The following is a 13661-nucleotide window of genomic DNA, read 5'->3' as shown; positions in this document are numbered from 1 at the left end:
AGACCGTGCACATCCTGTTCCGCGAAAGCCACGGTCTGGAGGAAGCCGCGATCCCGCAGGATCTGGGGCAGAGCCCGGCTGACCTGGTCATCCTGTCCTTTTCGGATAGCGACCTTGGTGCCTTCGCGGGCGCGTGGCACAGCGCGCGAAGGTCCGGCCAGGCGGTGCCATCGCTGCGGCTGGCCAATCTCGCGGCGCTTGGGCATCCGCTTTCGGTCGATACCTATGTCGAGCGGACGCTGAGCAGCGCACGGGCGGTCCTTGTCCGGCTGATCGGCGGCATGCCCTATTGGAGTTACGGCCTGCACCAGGTCGAACGGCTCGCGCGGGCACAGGGGATCGCACTCGCGGTGTTGCCCGCCGATGGCCGACCTGACGCGCGCCTGGACGCTGTGTCCACGGTGCCGGAGCAGACGCTGCGGGATCTTGCGCGCCTCTGCGATGAAGGCGGGCCCGAGGCGAGTGGTGCCGCGCTGGCGCTGCTGGCGCGCGCCGCAGGGTTGTGCTGGGACGACACGGTCGCGCCCAGGCCGTTGCCGATCGCGGGCGGATGGCACCCCGATTTGGGGGTGGTCGATCCTGCAATGTTTGCGCGCGATCCTGATCGGCCGCTGGTGCTGCTCGCCTTCTACCGCGCCTATCTGGCGGCGCAGGACCTTGCTCCCTTCGCGGCGCTGCATAGCGCGTTGGAACAGCGCGGCTTTGCGACGCTGTCGCTGTTCGGACCGTCGCTCAAGCACCCGCAGACGCGCGACCAGATCGCGGCATGGATCGCCACGCTGGCACCCGTGGCGATCCTCAACGCGACGGCATTTTCGGCGCGGGACGATGCTGGCGAAACCCCGCTCGACGCGGCGGGGGTGCCGGTGTTTCAAGTGGCGCTGGCCACCTCCGGACGGGCGGCCTGGGCGGACGGCACGCGCGGACTGTCCCCAGCCGATCTCGCCATGCATGTCGTGCTGCCCGAAATCGACGGTCGGGTGTTCGCAGGTCTCGCCAGTTTCAAGCAAGCGGGCACGCGCGATCCGCTGCTCGAATTTGCCCGCACCGCGCATTGTGCCGAACCCGAACGGATCACGGCGATTGCAGACCGAGTCGCTGGCTGGACGGCATTGGCGGCCAAGGCCGCCAGCGAACGGCAGGTGGCGCTGATCCTCTCCACCTATCCCGGCAAGACCTATCAAATGGCGCATGCCGTCGGGCTGGATGCGCTGGCATCGGCCGAGGCGATTTTGGCCGATCTGGCCAGCGCGGGATATGACGCCGCGACGCGCGACGACCTTGCCACGGTGCTTCCCTCCGACTTTTTGACCTGGCCGCTGACCGAGTATCGCCGCGCGCTGGCGGCGTTGCCCGAGGCTTTGCGACAGGATCTGGCGGCGGCGTGGGGCGAACCCGAAGCCGACCCGGCACTGGTGGACGGGCTATTCCGGTTCGCGGCGGTGCGCGCCGGGCGCACGCTGGTGGCGCTGCAACCGGAACGCGGGGATAATGCGGATCGCGATCGGCACTATCACGACCTCACCCGCTGCCCGCGCCATGGCTATGTCGCTTTCTATCTGTGGCTGCGCGCGGCTGGGACCGATGCGATCGTGCATGTCGGCGCGCACGGCACGCTGGAATGGCTGCCGGGCAAATCCGTTGCCCTGTCGCATGCGTGCTGGCCCGAGGCGCTGGTCGGGCCTGTGCCCTGCATCTACCCGTTCATCGTCAACGATCCCGGCGAGGCAGCCCAAGCCAAGCGGCGCATTGGTGCGGTCACGATCGGCCATGTCCCGCCGCCTTTGGCCCCGTCCGGTACAGGCGCTGGGCTCGGGCGGATCGAGGCGCTGCTCGACGAATTTTCCAATGCCGACGGGCTCGACCCGGCGCGGCGCGACCGCTTGCAAACCGATATTCGCGCCGAAGCGGAAGCGCTGGGGCTCGAGGCCGAACTTGGCCTGGATCGCGCGACGACGCTGTCCGAGGCGATCACCCGGATCGATCGCTTCGTCTGCGATGTGAAGGAGAGCCAGTTTACGGACGGCCTGCACATATTCGGTCGCGGGCCGCAGGGGGCGGCAGAGCGGGCCGGGCTATTGGCGGCGCTGGCGGGTCGGCGCATCGCGGCGGGGCCGTCCGGCTCCCCGTATCGCGGGCGCAGCAACGTGCTGCCGACCGGACGCAACCTCTACACGATCGACCCGCGCGCGATCCCGTCGCGGTCGGCGCACGAACAGGGCGTGGTGCTGGCACGAGAACTCATCCGTCGCCATTTGCAGGACCATGGCGACTATCCGCGCGGACTGATCGTCGATCTGTGGGGATCGGCGACAATGCGCACGGCGGGCGAGGAATTCGCCATGGCGCTGCATCTGCTGGGGGCGAAGCCGGTCTGGGATTCCACTTCCGAGCGCGTCAGCGGGATCGAGATCGTGCCGCTCGCGCTGCTCGACCATCCACGCATCGACGTGACCTTGCGCGTGTCCGGGCTGTTCCGCGATGCGTTCCCCATGCTGCCGGTGCTGTTCGGGCAAACCGTGCGCGCGCTGGCCGAACGCGAGGAGCCCGCCGACTGGAATCCATTTGTCGGCCGAACCGCGACGGCGCGAGTTTATGGGCCGCAGCCAGGCGCTTATGGCGTGGGGCTCGGCGAGACGGTCGATCACTATACGGACGATGCGCGTCGCGCGGCGGGCGAAGCCTGGCTCGCTGCATCGTCGCATCCGCTTGACCTCCCCAACGGACAGACGTGGGCCGATGCGGACGGGATGCGCGATCGGATCGCGAAAGCGGATGCCTTTGTCCATCTCCAGGACTTGCCCGAAACCGACCTGCTGCTGGCCGCCGACTATGCCGCGCATATGGCGGGGTTCGCCGCTGCCAAAGCCCTCACGCAGGGCTCTGTCGCGCTCTATCATCTCGATCACCGCGATCCCGCCCGCCCGACTGCGCGCACGCTGACCGAGGAGTTGGCGCGGGTGGTGCGCGCGCGCGCCGCGCATCCGGGCTGGGTGGCGGGGATGCTGCGGCACGGCTTTCGCGGCGGGGCAGAACTGGCGGCGACGCTCGATCATCTGGGCACGTTCGCCCACCTCTCGGCCAGCGTGCCACCACATCTGTTCGACCTTTATTACGATGCGACGCTCGGCCAAGCCGAGGTGCGGGCGTTTCTGGAGCGCGACAATCCGGGTGCGCTGGCGGCGATGGAGGCGCGCTTCGCCGCCCTCCATGCCGCCGGGCTGTGGCCGACGCGCCGCAATTCGATCCTCGCGCAATTGCAGGGGGTCGCATGAGCGCCTTCACCGTCAAGGGCTGGTGCCCCGACGCCTGGCGACCGATGCGCTCGGGCGATGGACTGCTGGTGCGGGTAAAGCCCCGGCTTGGCCGGTTGACGGCAGATCAAGTGCGCGGGCTGTGCGCGGCGGCGATCCCTTATGGCAGCGGCGTGATCGACCTCACGTCGCGCGCCAACCTCCAGCTTCGCGGTGTGTCGGAAGATGGCTGGCAGCCGCTCTTGCAGACCTTGATCACGCTGGATCTGGTCGATGCCGATGCCGCACGGGAACAGCGGCGGACGATTCTGGTCGCGCCGCAGTGGCAGGAGGACGACGACACCCACCGCATCGCCTGCGATCTGATCGCGCGCCTCTGCTCCCTACCCGAGCTGCCCGGCAAGGTCGGGTTCGTCATCGATGCCGGAGCCGCACGCGCGCTCGGCGGGGAGACCGGCGATTTCCGCATCGAACGCGCCGTCGATGGGGCGCTGATCCTACGCGCCGATGGCCGTGCAACCGGGGTTGCGGTGCCCCGCGGTGGCGAGGCCGTCGCGTTGATCGCGCTGGCGCAGTGGTTCGTCGACAGTGGCGGTGCGGCGACCGGACGGATGACGCGGCACAGGGCGGCAGTGCCGGACTGGGCGATCGGCACCGTGCCGCCCTCCCCCTCGCGCGCGCCGCTTGCGCCGGGGCCATGGGTGCGGGGCGTGGCCTGGGGCCTGCCCTTCGGCCAAGTCACGGCGGAGAGCCTTGCCGATCTTGTCGCGCCGGGGTCGGAGGTCACCGCGCTCCGCCTTACGCCGTGGCGGCTGCTACTGGTTGAGGGACCGCGTGACCTGCCGCCACCGCACTCCATGCTGGCGGACCCAGACGACCCCGTGCTGCGCGCCGATGCCTGCCCCGGTGCCCCATATTGCCCGCAAGCCAGCGTCGAAACCCGCCGCCTCGCCGCCCGCCTGGCCCCTTTGATCGCCGGGCGGCTGCATGTGTCGGGCTGTGCCAAGGGCTGCGCATCACAACGCGCCGCTGACGTCACGGTGACCGGGCGCGACGGCCTTTACGATCTTTCCCTCAACGCGCGCGCCGGGGCTCCGGCGGTGCGCACGGCGCTCAACCATGACGCGCTGCTCGCTTATTTTGGAAGCAAGTGATGCCGCACCTCTATGAAACCGACGGCGCGGCAATCTATCGCCAGTCCTTCGCCACGATCCGCGCCGAGGCGGACCTTGCCCGGTTTACCGCCGAGGAAGAACCGGTCGCGGTGCGCATGATCCACGCCTCGGGCCTGGTCGACCTCGCCCCCCACATCCGTTTTTCGGGCAGCTTTGTCCAAACAGCCCGCGCCGCACTGGCGGAGGGCGCGCCGATCCTGTGCGACGCGCGCATGGTGAGCGAGGGGATTACGCGCGCGCGCTTGCCCGCCTCCAATCCGGTGCTGTGTACGCTGCACGATCCGCGTGTGCCCGATCTCGCGCGGGCGATGGGCAATACGCGCTCGGCCGCGGCGCTGGAGATGTGGCGGCCGCATCTCGCAGGCGCGGTGGTCGCGATCGGCAATGCCCCGACCGCCTTGTTCCACTTGCTCAACATGCTGGAAGACCCGGACTGTCCGCGTCCCGCCGCCATCATCGGGTGCCCGGTAGGCTTTGTCGGCGCGGTCGAATCCAAGGCGGCCTTATGGGCGGTACAGCCGGTGCCGTGCTGCGCGGTGGCGGGGCGGCTCGGCGGCAGCGCGATCACCGTTGCCGCGCTCAACGCACTCGCGAGCCGCGTCGAATGAGCGCGCGGGTGGGCACCATCCACGGCGTCGGGCTCGGCCCCGGCGCGGCCGACCTGTTGAGCGTGCGCGCCGACCGGCTGGTGCGCGGCGCGAGCCATGTCGCCTATTTCCGCAAGGCCGGACGACCCGGACAGGCCCGGCGCATCGTCGAGGGGATGCTGCGCCCCGACGCGATCGAGCTGGCGATGGAATATCCGGTAACGACCGAAATCCCGCTGAGCGACCCGCGCTACAATGCCTGCCTGGCCGCCTTCTATGCCGACTGCAGCACGCGCCTTACCGCGCTGGCGCAAACGGGCGCGGACGTGGTCGTGCTGTGCGAGGGCGATCCGTTTTTCTACGGGTCGTTCATGCATCTGCATGCACGTCTGTCGGGCGTGGTGCCGGTGGCGGTGGTGCCGGGGATTACCGGCATGGCCGGGGCGTGGACCGCAACGGACGTGCCGATCACCTGGGGCGACGATGTGCTGACGGTCGCGATGGCGACCTTGCCCGAGGACGAGCTGGTCCGCCGGATTCGCGATACCGACGCGCTGGTGGTGATGAAGATCGGGCGCAATCTGGCCAAGCTGCGCCGCGCCGTCGCCACTGCCGGGCGCGCGGAGGCAGCATGGCTGGTCGAACATGCCGCCATGCCGGGGCAGAAAGTGACGCGGCTGGCCGAGGCCGACAGCGTCACGCCCTATTTCTCGATTCTGCTGATCCACGGACAGGGGCGCAGGCCATGAGCAGCGGCTGGCTTTGCATCGCGGGCCTGGGTCCGGGCGACGAGGCGCTGATCACCCCCGAAGTCTCGGCGGCGCTGGCCAGCGCAAGCGATGTGATCGGCTATCTCCCCTATGTCGCGCGCGTTGCACCGCGCGCGGGGTTGACGCTGCACCCCTCCGACAATCGCGTGGAGCTGGACCGCGCCGCTCACGCCTTGGCCCTGACGGCGCAGGGGCGGCGGGTGGTGGTGGTGTCCTCGGGCGACCCCGGCGTGTTCGCCATGGCATCGGCCGTGTTCGAGGCGGTCGAAGCAGGCCCGACACGCTGGCGCGACCTCGATATCCGCGTCCTGCCGGGGATCACCGCGATGCTTGCCGCCAGCGCGCGCGCCGGGGCCCCGCTTGGCCACGATTTCTGCGCGATCAACCTGTCGGACAATCTCAAGCCCTGGGCGCTGATCGAGAAGCGGCTGCGGCTGGCGGCAGAGGCGGATTTTGCCATGGCCTTCTACAACCCGCGCTCGAAAGCCCGACCCGAGGGGTTTGCCCGTGTGCTGGCGGTGTTGCGCGCGGCATGTGGCGATGCGCGCCCGGTGCTGTTCGCCCGCGCGGTCGCGACGCCCGAGGAACATCTGCAGATCGTGCCGCTGGGGCAAGCCCGCGCCGATATGGCCGATATGCGCACGATGGTGATCGTCGGCTCGAGCCAGACGCGGACGATCGCGCGTTCGGACGGCGCGTTCCTCTACACCCCGCGTTCGGCGGCGCTATCATGAAGCAACCAGTCCAGCACCGCCGCCGGATCGCAGCTTTCGCGCCGTTCGGGCAGGACCGGGCGATCGATCATCAGCACCGGCACGCCCAGATGTCGGGCGGCGATCAGCTTGGCCTCGGCCCCGCTTCCGCCCGCATTCTTGCACACCACCAGGTCGATCGCATGATCGCGCAGCACTGCGGTATCGCCGTCGACGGTAAACGGCCCGCGATCGACGATCAGGCTGTGGTGCGGCAGCGGCGGTGGCTGATCCGGCACGTCGACGAAGCGCAACAGATAATGGTGCTGCGGCTGCGCGGCGAAGGCGTTCACGTGCATCCGCCCCAGCGCCAGCAGGACGCGGCGGGGCGGCCCGGCCAGCGCTGCCACCGCACTGGCGCTATCGGCGACATGGCTCCAGCGGTCGCCGTCGCCCGGCACCCAGGCGGGCCGGGTCAGCGCGATATGGGCAATTCCCGCGAGACGCGCGGCGGCTATGGCGTTGGCGCTCATCGTCGCGGCAAACGGATGTGTCGCATCGACCAGATGCGTGATCCGCTGCGCGCGCAGATAGGCGACCAGCCCAGCCACCCCACCAAAGCCGCCGACCCGCACCGGCACGGGTTGCGGACGGGGGGATTGCGTCCGCCCGGCGTAACTGAGCGTGGCCGCAATGCCGTTTGCCGCCAGCAGTACCGCGAGCGCGCTCGCCTCGGTCGTGCCGCCGAGCAGAAGGACATTGCGCATGGCTGAAACGGCTCCGCAGCTTCGGCACCAGCCGTGGTTGACGATTGTCGGCGTCGGGGCGGCGGGCCCGGATAGCCTTTCGCCCGCCAGCCAGATGGCATTGGCAGAGGCCGAGCTGGTCATCGGATCGGCCCGGCATCTGTCGCTCTTCCCGGCGATTAGCTGCCCCGTAATCGAATGGCCAGCGCCCTTTGCCGACGGCATTGCGCCGTTGCTGACGCATCGCGGGCAGAAAGTGGTGATGCTGGCCTCGGGCGATCCGTTCTGGTTCGGGGCGGGCAGCAGCGTGACCCGCCATCTCGCCCGCGATGAATGGGTGGCGCATCCAACGCCCTCCACCTTCAGTCTCGCCGCCGCGCGCCTGGGCTGGGCATTGCAGGACATCGTCTGTCTCGGCCTCCATGCCGCGCCGTTGGAACGGATGCGCCCGCACCTCGCCGCGCGCGCACGCTTGGTGGTGCTGGTCCGCGACGGCACGGCGGTTGCGGCGCTGGCAGCTATGCTACGCGGCTATGGCTTCGGCGCGTCGCGGCTGCACGTGCTGGAAGCGCTGGGCGGACCCGACGAGCGCATCCGTTCAACGCAGGCCGATACGCTCGATTTCACCGATATCGCCCATCCGGTCGCGGTGGCGGTGGAATGCGCGGGCACCGGCGAGGGAATACCCCGCGCGTCGGGCCTGCCCGACGCGCTGTTCGACCATGATGGCCAAATCACCAAGCGCCCGATCCGGGCGCTGACGCTGTCGGCGCTGGCCCCCCGGCCGGGCGAAACGCTGTGGGACATCGGAGCCGGATCAGGCTCGATCGCGATCGAATGGTTGCTGGCGCACTCGGCCAATCGCGCGCTGGCGATCGAGGCCGATCCGGTCCGCGCCGAACGCGCCCGCGCCAATGCCTGGGCGCTGGGCGTAGACCGGCTCGACGTGCGGATCGGCACCGCGCCGTCCGCTCTGCCCGAAGGCGCGAGCCCCGATGCGGTGTTCATCGGCGGCGGCCTTTCACACGCGCTGCTGGAGGCGCTGTGGGCACGGCTGCCAGTCGGCACGCGGCTGGTCGCCAATGCCGTGACGCTGGAATCGGAGGCACTGCTCGCCACCTGGCAGCGCGCCAAAGGCGGCACCCTCCTGCGGATCGAGCTCGCTCAGGCAGCGCCGCTCGGCGATCGGCGCGGGTGGCGGTCGCAATATCCCGTCGTGCAATGGAGTGTCGTGCTGTGATCGTCGCCGGGTTCGGCTTTCGCGCCGGGGCACCATTGGAATCGCTCCGCGCCGCGCTGATGCTGGCGCAGCAGAGCCATCCGGCGGTAACGCATCTTGCCACGGTGCAGGGCAAGCTCGCCCACCTCTCGCCACTGGCCGAAGCCTTGGGGCTGCCGTTACGAGCCGTGTCGCCTGATGCCCTGTCCGGCGTCATCACGCCCACCCACTCCGCCGCCAGCCTGGCCGCGTACGCCAGCGGCAGCGTCGCCGAAGCGAGTGCGCTCTGTGCCGCGGGTAACGGCGCACGCCTGCTCGCCCCCCGCCATATTTCGCCCGATCGCCTGGCGACCTGCGCGATCGCTGAAGGACCCCTGTCATGACCGTTCATTTCATCGGGGCCGGCCCCGGCGCGCCCGATTTGCTGACGCTGCGCGGGCGCGATCTGATCGCCGCCAGCCCGGTATGCCTTTATGCAGGGTCGCTCATCCCCGAAGCGGTGCTCCGCCACTGCCCGCCCGGCGCGCGGATCATCAACACCGCGCCGATGGAGCTGGACGCGATCATCGCCGAAATCGCCGCCGCCCATGCGCTGGGGCAGGATGTCGCGCGGCTGCATTCGGGGGATCTGTCCTTATGGTCGGCGATGGGCGAGCAAATGCGCCGCCTGCGCGCGCTGGACATTCCCGTCACCGTCACGCCCGGCGTGCCCGCCTTTGCCGCCGCCGCCGCCGCGCTGGAGACGGAACTGACCCTGCCCGCGCTCGCCCAGTCCGTAGTGCTGACGCGCACGCCCGGCCGCGCCAGCACCATGCCGCCTGCGGAAAGCCTCACCCATTTCGCGGTGACGGGCGCGACGCTGGCGATCCATCTGTCGATCCACGCGCTCGATCGCGTCGTCGCTGATCTTACCCCGGCCTACGGCGCGGATTGTCCGGTGGCGGTGGTCTGGCGCGCGAGCTGGCCCGATCAGCGGATCGTGCGCGCTACGCTGGCAACGATCGCGGCGGCGGTCGCGGGCAGTATGGAACGCACCGCGCTGATCCTGGTCGGGCGCGTGCTGGCGGCCGAAGATTTCGCCGAGAGCAGCCTGTACGCGCACGGCTATGACCGGCGCTTCCGGCCGCAGGATGCCACGTCGCGCTTTGCGGAAACCGCCGAATGAGCGTGCCGGGCGTGATGATCGCCGCCCCGGCCTCGGGCACGGGCAAGACCACGGTGATGCTGGGCCTGCTCCGCGCGCTCAGCGAGCGCGGGCTGGTGGTACAGCCCTTTAAGAGCGGGCCCGATTATATCGATCCCGCCTTTCACCGCGCGGCGAGTGGGCGCGCCTCGTTCAACCTCGACAGTTGGGCGATGGCGGGCGGTTTGCTCGATACGATCGCGGGCGAAGCGGCGGGCGCGGATCTCGTCCTCGCCGAAGGCTCGATGGGGCTTTACGACGGCGTTGCCCAACCCGGTGCCAGCGGCAATGGCGCGAGCGCCGATATCGCGCGCCGCATGGGCTGGCCCGTCGTGCTGGTGATCGACGTATCGGGCCAGGCGCAGTCTGCGGCAGCGATCGCGCTTGGGTTCAAGCTGCTCGATCCCACTGTACCGCTCGCCGGGGTCATCCTCAACCGCGTCGCCAGCCCGCGCCATGAACGGCTGGTACGGCGCGGACTGGAAGCGGTGGGGATTGCGGTACTGGGGGCCTTGCCGCGCCGTGGCGACTTGACCTTGCCCGAGCGGCATCTCGGACTCGTGCAGGCGATCGAACATCCCGCGCTGGACGCCGCCATCGCCGCTTATGCCGCCTTCCTGCGCGACCATGCCGATCTCGACGCGATCTGCGCCGCAGCGCGCTCGCACGAACATGCCGACACGCGCGACGGGGCGGGACTGCCCCCGCCCCCCGCCCAGCGCATCGCAATCGCGCGCGATGCCGCCTTTTCGTTCGTCTATCCGCATGTGCTGGAGGGATGGCGGCGCGCCGGTGCGGAAATCCTTCCCTTCTCCCCGCTCGCCGACGAAGCACCTGATGCCACCGCCGATATGGTGTGGCTACCCGGCGGTTATCCCGAGCTGCACGCCGGGCCGATCGCCGCCGCCACAACCTTTCTCCATGGCCTTCGCCGCCATGCCGAGACGCGCCCGGTTCATGGCGAATGCGGCGGCTATATGGTGCTGGGCACGGCGCTGATCGACAAAGACGGCACGGCGCATCGCATGGCGGGGCTGCTCGGGCTGGTCACCAGCCATGCCAAGCGCCGGATGCATCTGGGCTATCGCCTGGCCGAACTGTCGGCACCGGTGGGAGCCCTGGCGGCGGGCACGCGGCTGCGCGGGCATGAATTCCATTATTCCACCGTCATCGAGCAGACCGATGCACCGCTCGCGCGCGTAACCGACGCCGATGGCGCAGCGGTCGCGGAAACCGGCTCGCAGCGTGGCCGCGTCACCGGCAGCTACTTTCACATGATCGCCACCGCACCATGACCGGCTTCGTTTCCTTTGTCGGCGCAGGCCCCGGCGACCCTGAGTTGTTGACGCTGAAGGGCCTGTCGCGGCTGCAACAGGCCGATGCCGTGCTGTTCGACGACCTGGCTGCGGGCGCGATGCTCGACCATGTCCGCGCGGGGGCAACCTTGGTCGATGTCGGCAAGCGCGCGGGTCGCCCTTCCCCCAGCCAGAGTGACGTGAACCGCCTGCTCGTCGCCCATGCCGCCACCGGCGGAAGGGTGGTGCGCCTGAAATCGGGCGATGCCGGAATCTTCGGTCGGCTGGAGGAAGAGATCGAAGCCTTGCGGCTGGCGGACATCCCCTTCGAGATCATTCCCGGCGTCAGCTCGGCCAGCGCCGCCGCTGCCGCCGCCGCCATCCCGCTCACGCGGCGGATGCGGGCGCGGCGCGTGCAGTTCATCACTGGCCATGACGCAACCGGGGCGCTGCCGCAGGACCTCAATCTGGCCGCGCTCGCCGATGCCGACGCGACGACCGTGGTGTTCATGCCCAAGCGCACCTTCCCGGCGCTGGCCGCGCGGCTGATCACCGCTGGCCTGCCGCCGCAGACACCGGCGTTGCTGGCCGAAAATGTCGGCCATGCCGATCAACGGATGACGCGCGGTTCGGTCGCCACGCTGGCCGACGCGCTGACCAAGGGCGCAGGGTCGGCCCCCGCGCTGATCCTCTTTGGCCCGTTGATGGAGGACGCATGATCGATCTCGACCTGATCGGCATCGCCACCGGCAATCCCGACCATCTGACCGCGCAAGCGGTGCAGGCGATGAACAGCGCCGATCTGATCCTGCTGCCGCGCAAGGGCGAGGCGAAATCGGACCTGATCGACCTGCGCCGCGCGATCTGCACCCGGGTGCTGACCGGGCCGACGCGGATCGTCGCCTTCGACATGCCGGTGCGTGATGCCGGTGGGGACTATGCCGACACCGTCGATGCCTGGCACGACGCCATTGCCGCCGCGTGGAGCGCGCAGATCGCCGTGCATTTGCCGGACGGCGGGCGGCTGGCGCTGCTCGTCTGGGGCGATCCCGCGCTCTATGACAGCAGCTTGCGTATCGCCGAACGGTTGCAGGCGGGCGGCCTGCCGCTTCGTGTGCGGGTCGTGCCGGGGCTGACCAGCCTGCAGTTGCTCACCGCCGCGCACGCCATCCCGCTCAATGCCCTGGCGGGTGCCGTCACCATCACCACCGGGCGATTGTTGCGCGCCTGTGGCTGGCCCGACGCAGCCGACACGGTTGTCGTCATGCTCGACAGCGGCTGCGCGTTCGATGTGCTGGAGCCGCACGGCATTTCGATCTGGTGGGGGGCCTATCTGGGGATGGCGGAGGAAACGCTGTTCCACGGCCCACTCGCCACCGTCGCGCCGCGCATTGCCGCCGCACGCGCCGCGCTGCGCGCCCGTCATGGCTGGATCATGGATATCTACCTCTTGCGAAAGGACGGTGCCGATGTCGCTTGAACCCGAAGATGCTGCGGCGGCAATCGAGGCGCGCCACGCCGAGAAGATGCGCAAAAAGCAGGCCGCGCAAGCCAAGATCATGGCCGACAAGACCCGCGAAAAGGGCCTGCTGATCGTCCACACCGGCAAGGGCAAAGGCAAGACCAGCGCCGCGCTGGGCATGGTCGTCCGCGCGATCGGCCACGGCATGAAGGTCGGCGTCGTGCAGTTCGTGAAGGGCGCGATGCAGACCGGGGAAGCGCGCGTCTTCGCCGCCTTTCCCGACAATGTCGAGTTCAAGCCGATGGGCGAGGGCTTCACCTGGGACACGCAGGACCGCGCACGCGACATCGCCGCCGCCCGCCGCGCGTGGGACGAAGTGCAGCGCATGATCGCCGATCCCGCCTATCACATGGTGCTGGCCGACGAGATGAACATCGCCTTGCGCTATGACTATCTGCCGCTCGACGAAGTGCTGGCGGTGCTCGCCGCCAAGCCCGCGATGAAACACGTCATCGTCACCGGCCGCAATGCGCCCGAGGCGTTGATCGACGCGGCCGATCTCGTCACCGACATGACGATGGTCAAGCACCCGTTCCGCGCGGGCGTAAAGGCGCAGGCGGGCATCGAGTTTTGAGCGAGGGGCCGCCCGCCTTCGATGCCGCCTTTCAGGCGCGCTTCGTCGATGTGCTGCGCTGGCGGCGCGACGTGCGGCATTTCGACCCGCGCGCGGTGGCGGAAGCCGACCTGCGCGACATCCTGCACTGTGCCGCCCTTGTGCCGTCGGTCGGCAATGCGCAGCCATGGCGCTTCGTGCGGGTGCGCACGCCCGCCTTGCGCGCGGCGCTCGCCGCGCATGTCGACGCGCAAAACGCCAAAGCCGCAGCGCGCTACACCGGCACCGACCGGCACGATCGCTATCGCGCGCTGAAACTGCACGGCCTGCGCGAGGCCCCCGAAGTGCTGGCGGTGTTCTGTGACGAGCGACCCGCTGCCGGGCACGGCCTCGGCATCGCGACCATGCCCGAAATGCTGCGCTATTCGTGCGCGATGGCGATCCACACGCTGTGGCTGTCGGCGCGGTTGCGCGGCATCGGCATGGGCTGGGTGTCGATCGTGGACCCGCACGCGGTGCGCACACTGCTCGACGTGCCGACGCAGTGGTCGCTGATCGCGCTGCTGTGCGTCGGCTATCCGAGCGAGGACTCCCTTACCCCCGAACTGGAACGGCGCGGCTGGCAAGCGCGCGAGCCCGTCGACGACCGGATTTTTGAACGATGA

14 protein-coding genes are annotated in these 13661 nt (G+C 69.5%); 13 read left to right on the top strand and 1 reads right to left on the bottom strand.

Annotated features, from left to right (window positions below; all coding sequences use genetic code 11):
• The first annotated feature begins 5 nt into the window (after positions 1-5).
• Genes cobN through cobJ form a run of 5 tightly spaced genes read left to right on the top strand, consistent with a single transcriptional unit; the run spans position 6 to position 6520 of the window.
• The gene (gene cobN, locus ON00_RS12675; protein ID WP_010406266.1) at positions 6-3275 is read left to right on the top strand and encodes a cobaltochelatase subunit CobN; all 3270 of its coding nucleotides are present in this window, start codon (positions 6-8) and stop codon (positions 3273-3275) included.
• Positions 3272-4408 carry a precorrin-3B synthase gene (locus tag ON00_RS12670; RefSeq protein ID WP_010406264.1) on the top strand — a complete coding sequence of 379 codons (1137 nt, stop codon included), beginning with the start codon at positions 3272-3274 and terminating at the stop codon, positions 4406-4408. The genes cobN and ON00_RS12670 overlap by 4 nt, the downstream gene beginning before the upstream one ends.
• Complete coding sequence (locus ON00_RS12665) at positions 4408-5037, top strand: precorrin-8X methylmutase (RefSeq protein WP_010406262.1); 630 nt, start codon at positions 4408-4410, stop codon at positions 5035-5037. The genes ON00_RS12670 and ON00_RS12665 overlap by 1 nt, the downstream gene beginning before the upstream one ends.
• Entirely contained in the window at positions 5034-5765 is a 732-nt protein-coding gene (gene cobI / locus ON00_RS12660; protein ID WP_010406259.1) for a precorrin-2 C(20)-methyltransferase, read from the top strand. Before ON00_RS12665 ends, cobI begins: the two co-directional genes overlap by 4 nt.
• Positions 5762-6520, top strand: coding sequence for a precorrin-3B C(17)-methyltransferase (gene cobJ, locus ON00_RS12655; protein ID WP_010406258.1), 759 nt, complete (start codon positions 5762-5764; stop codon positions 6518-6520). Before cobI ends, cobJ begins: the two co-directional genes overlap by 4 nt.
• On the opposite strand, the gene ON00_RS12650 is transcribed toward cobJ, so the two are convergent.
• The gene (locus tag ON00_RS12650; RefSeq protein ID WP_010406256.1) at positions 6490-7245 is read right to left on the bottom strand and encodes a cobalt-precorrin-6A reductase; all 756 of its coding nucleotides are present in this window, start codon (positions 7243-7245) and stop codon (positions 6490-6492) included. The two genes, cobJ and ON00_RS12650, sit on opposite strands and share 31 nt — an antisense overlap.
• On the opposite strand from ON00_RS12650, the gene ON00_RS12645 reads away from it, so the two are divergent.
• From ON00_RS12645 to bluB, 8 genes are read left to right on the top strand one after another with little or no spacing between them, the layout of a single operon-like run.
• A complete protein-coding gene (locus ON00_RS12645; protein WP_010406255.1) occupies positions 7244-8464 on the top strand; it encodes a bifunctional cobalt-precorrin-7 (C(5))-methyltransferase/cobalt-precorrin-6B (C(15))-methyltransferase in 1221 nt (406 codons plus the stop codon). The two genes, ON00_RS12650 and ON00_RS12645, sit on opposite strands and share 2 nt — an antisense overlap.
• Entirely contained in the window at positions 8461-8826 is a 366-nt protein-coding gene (locus ON00_RS12640; protein WP_010406253.1) for a cobalamin biosynthesis protein, read from the top strand. The genes ON00_RS12645 and ON00_RS12640 overlap by 4 nt, the downstream gene beginning before the upstream one ends.
• Positions 8823-9608: a precorrin-4 C(11)-methyltransferase gene (cobM, locus tag ON00_RS12635; protein WP_010406252.1), complete on the top strand. Its 786-nt coding sequence runs from the start codon at positions 8823-8825 to the stop codon at positions 9606-9608. The genes ON00_RS12640 and cobM overlap by 4 nt, the downstream gene beginning before the upstream one ends.
• Positions 9605-10921: a cobyrinic acid a,c-diamide synthase CobB gene (locus ON00_RS12630; protein ID WP_010406249.1), complete on the top strand. Its 1317-nt coding sequence runs from the start codon at positions 9605-9607 to the stop codon at positions 10919-10921. Before cobM ends, ON00_RS12630 begins: the two co-directional genes overlap by 4 nt.
• Complete coding sequence (gene cobA / locus ON00_RS12625) at positions 10918-11640, top strand: uroporphyrinogen-III C-methyltransferase (protein WP_010406247.1); 723 nt, start codon at positions 10918-10920, stop codon at positions 11638-11640. Before ON00_RS12630 ends, cobA begins: the two co-directional genes overlap by 4 nt.
• Positions 11637-12401, top strand: a complete 765-nt coding sequence (gene cobF, locus ON00_RS12620; RefSeq protein WP_010406245.1) for a precorrin-6A synthase (deacetylating) — start codon at positions 11637-11639, stop codon at positions 12399-12401. The genes cobA and cobF overlap by 4 nt, the downstream gene beginning before the upstream one ends.
• Positions 12391-13017, top strand: coding sequence for a cob(I)yrinic acid a,c-diamide adenosyltransferase (gene cobO, locus ON00_RS12615; protein ID WP_010406244.1), 627 nt, complete (start codon positions 12391-12393; stop codon positions 13015-13017). Before cobF ends, cobO begins: the two co-directional genes overlap by 11 nt.
• Positions 13014-13661, top strand: a complete 648-nt coding sequence (gene bluB, locus ON00_RS12610; RefSeq protein ID WP_010406243.1) for a 5,6-dimethylbenzimidazole synthase — start codon at positions 13014-13016, stop codon at positions 13659-13661. The genes cobO and bluB overlap by 4 nt, the downstream gene beginning before the upstream one ends.

The organism is Sphingomonas echinoides ATCC 14820, from assembly GCF_000241465.1.
Classification (GTDB): domain Bacteria; phylum Pseudomonadota; class Alphaproteobacteria; order Sphingomonadales; family Sphingomonadaceae; genus Sphingomonas; species Sphingomonas echinoides.
The sequence above is the reverse complement of the archived record's forward strand: the minus strand, read 5'-3'. Positions and strand labels throughout refer to the sequence as shown.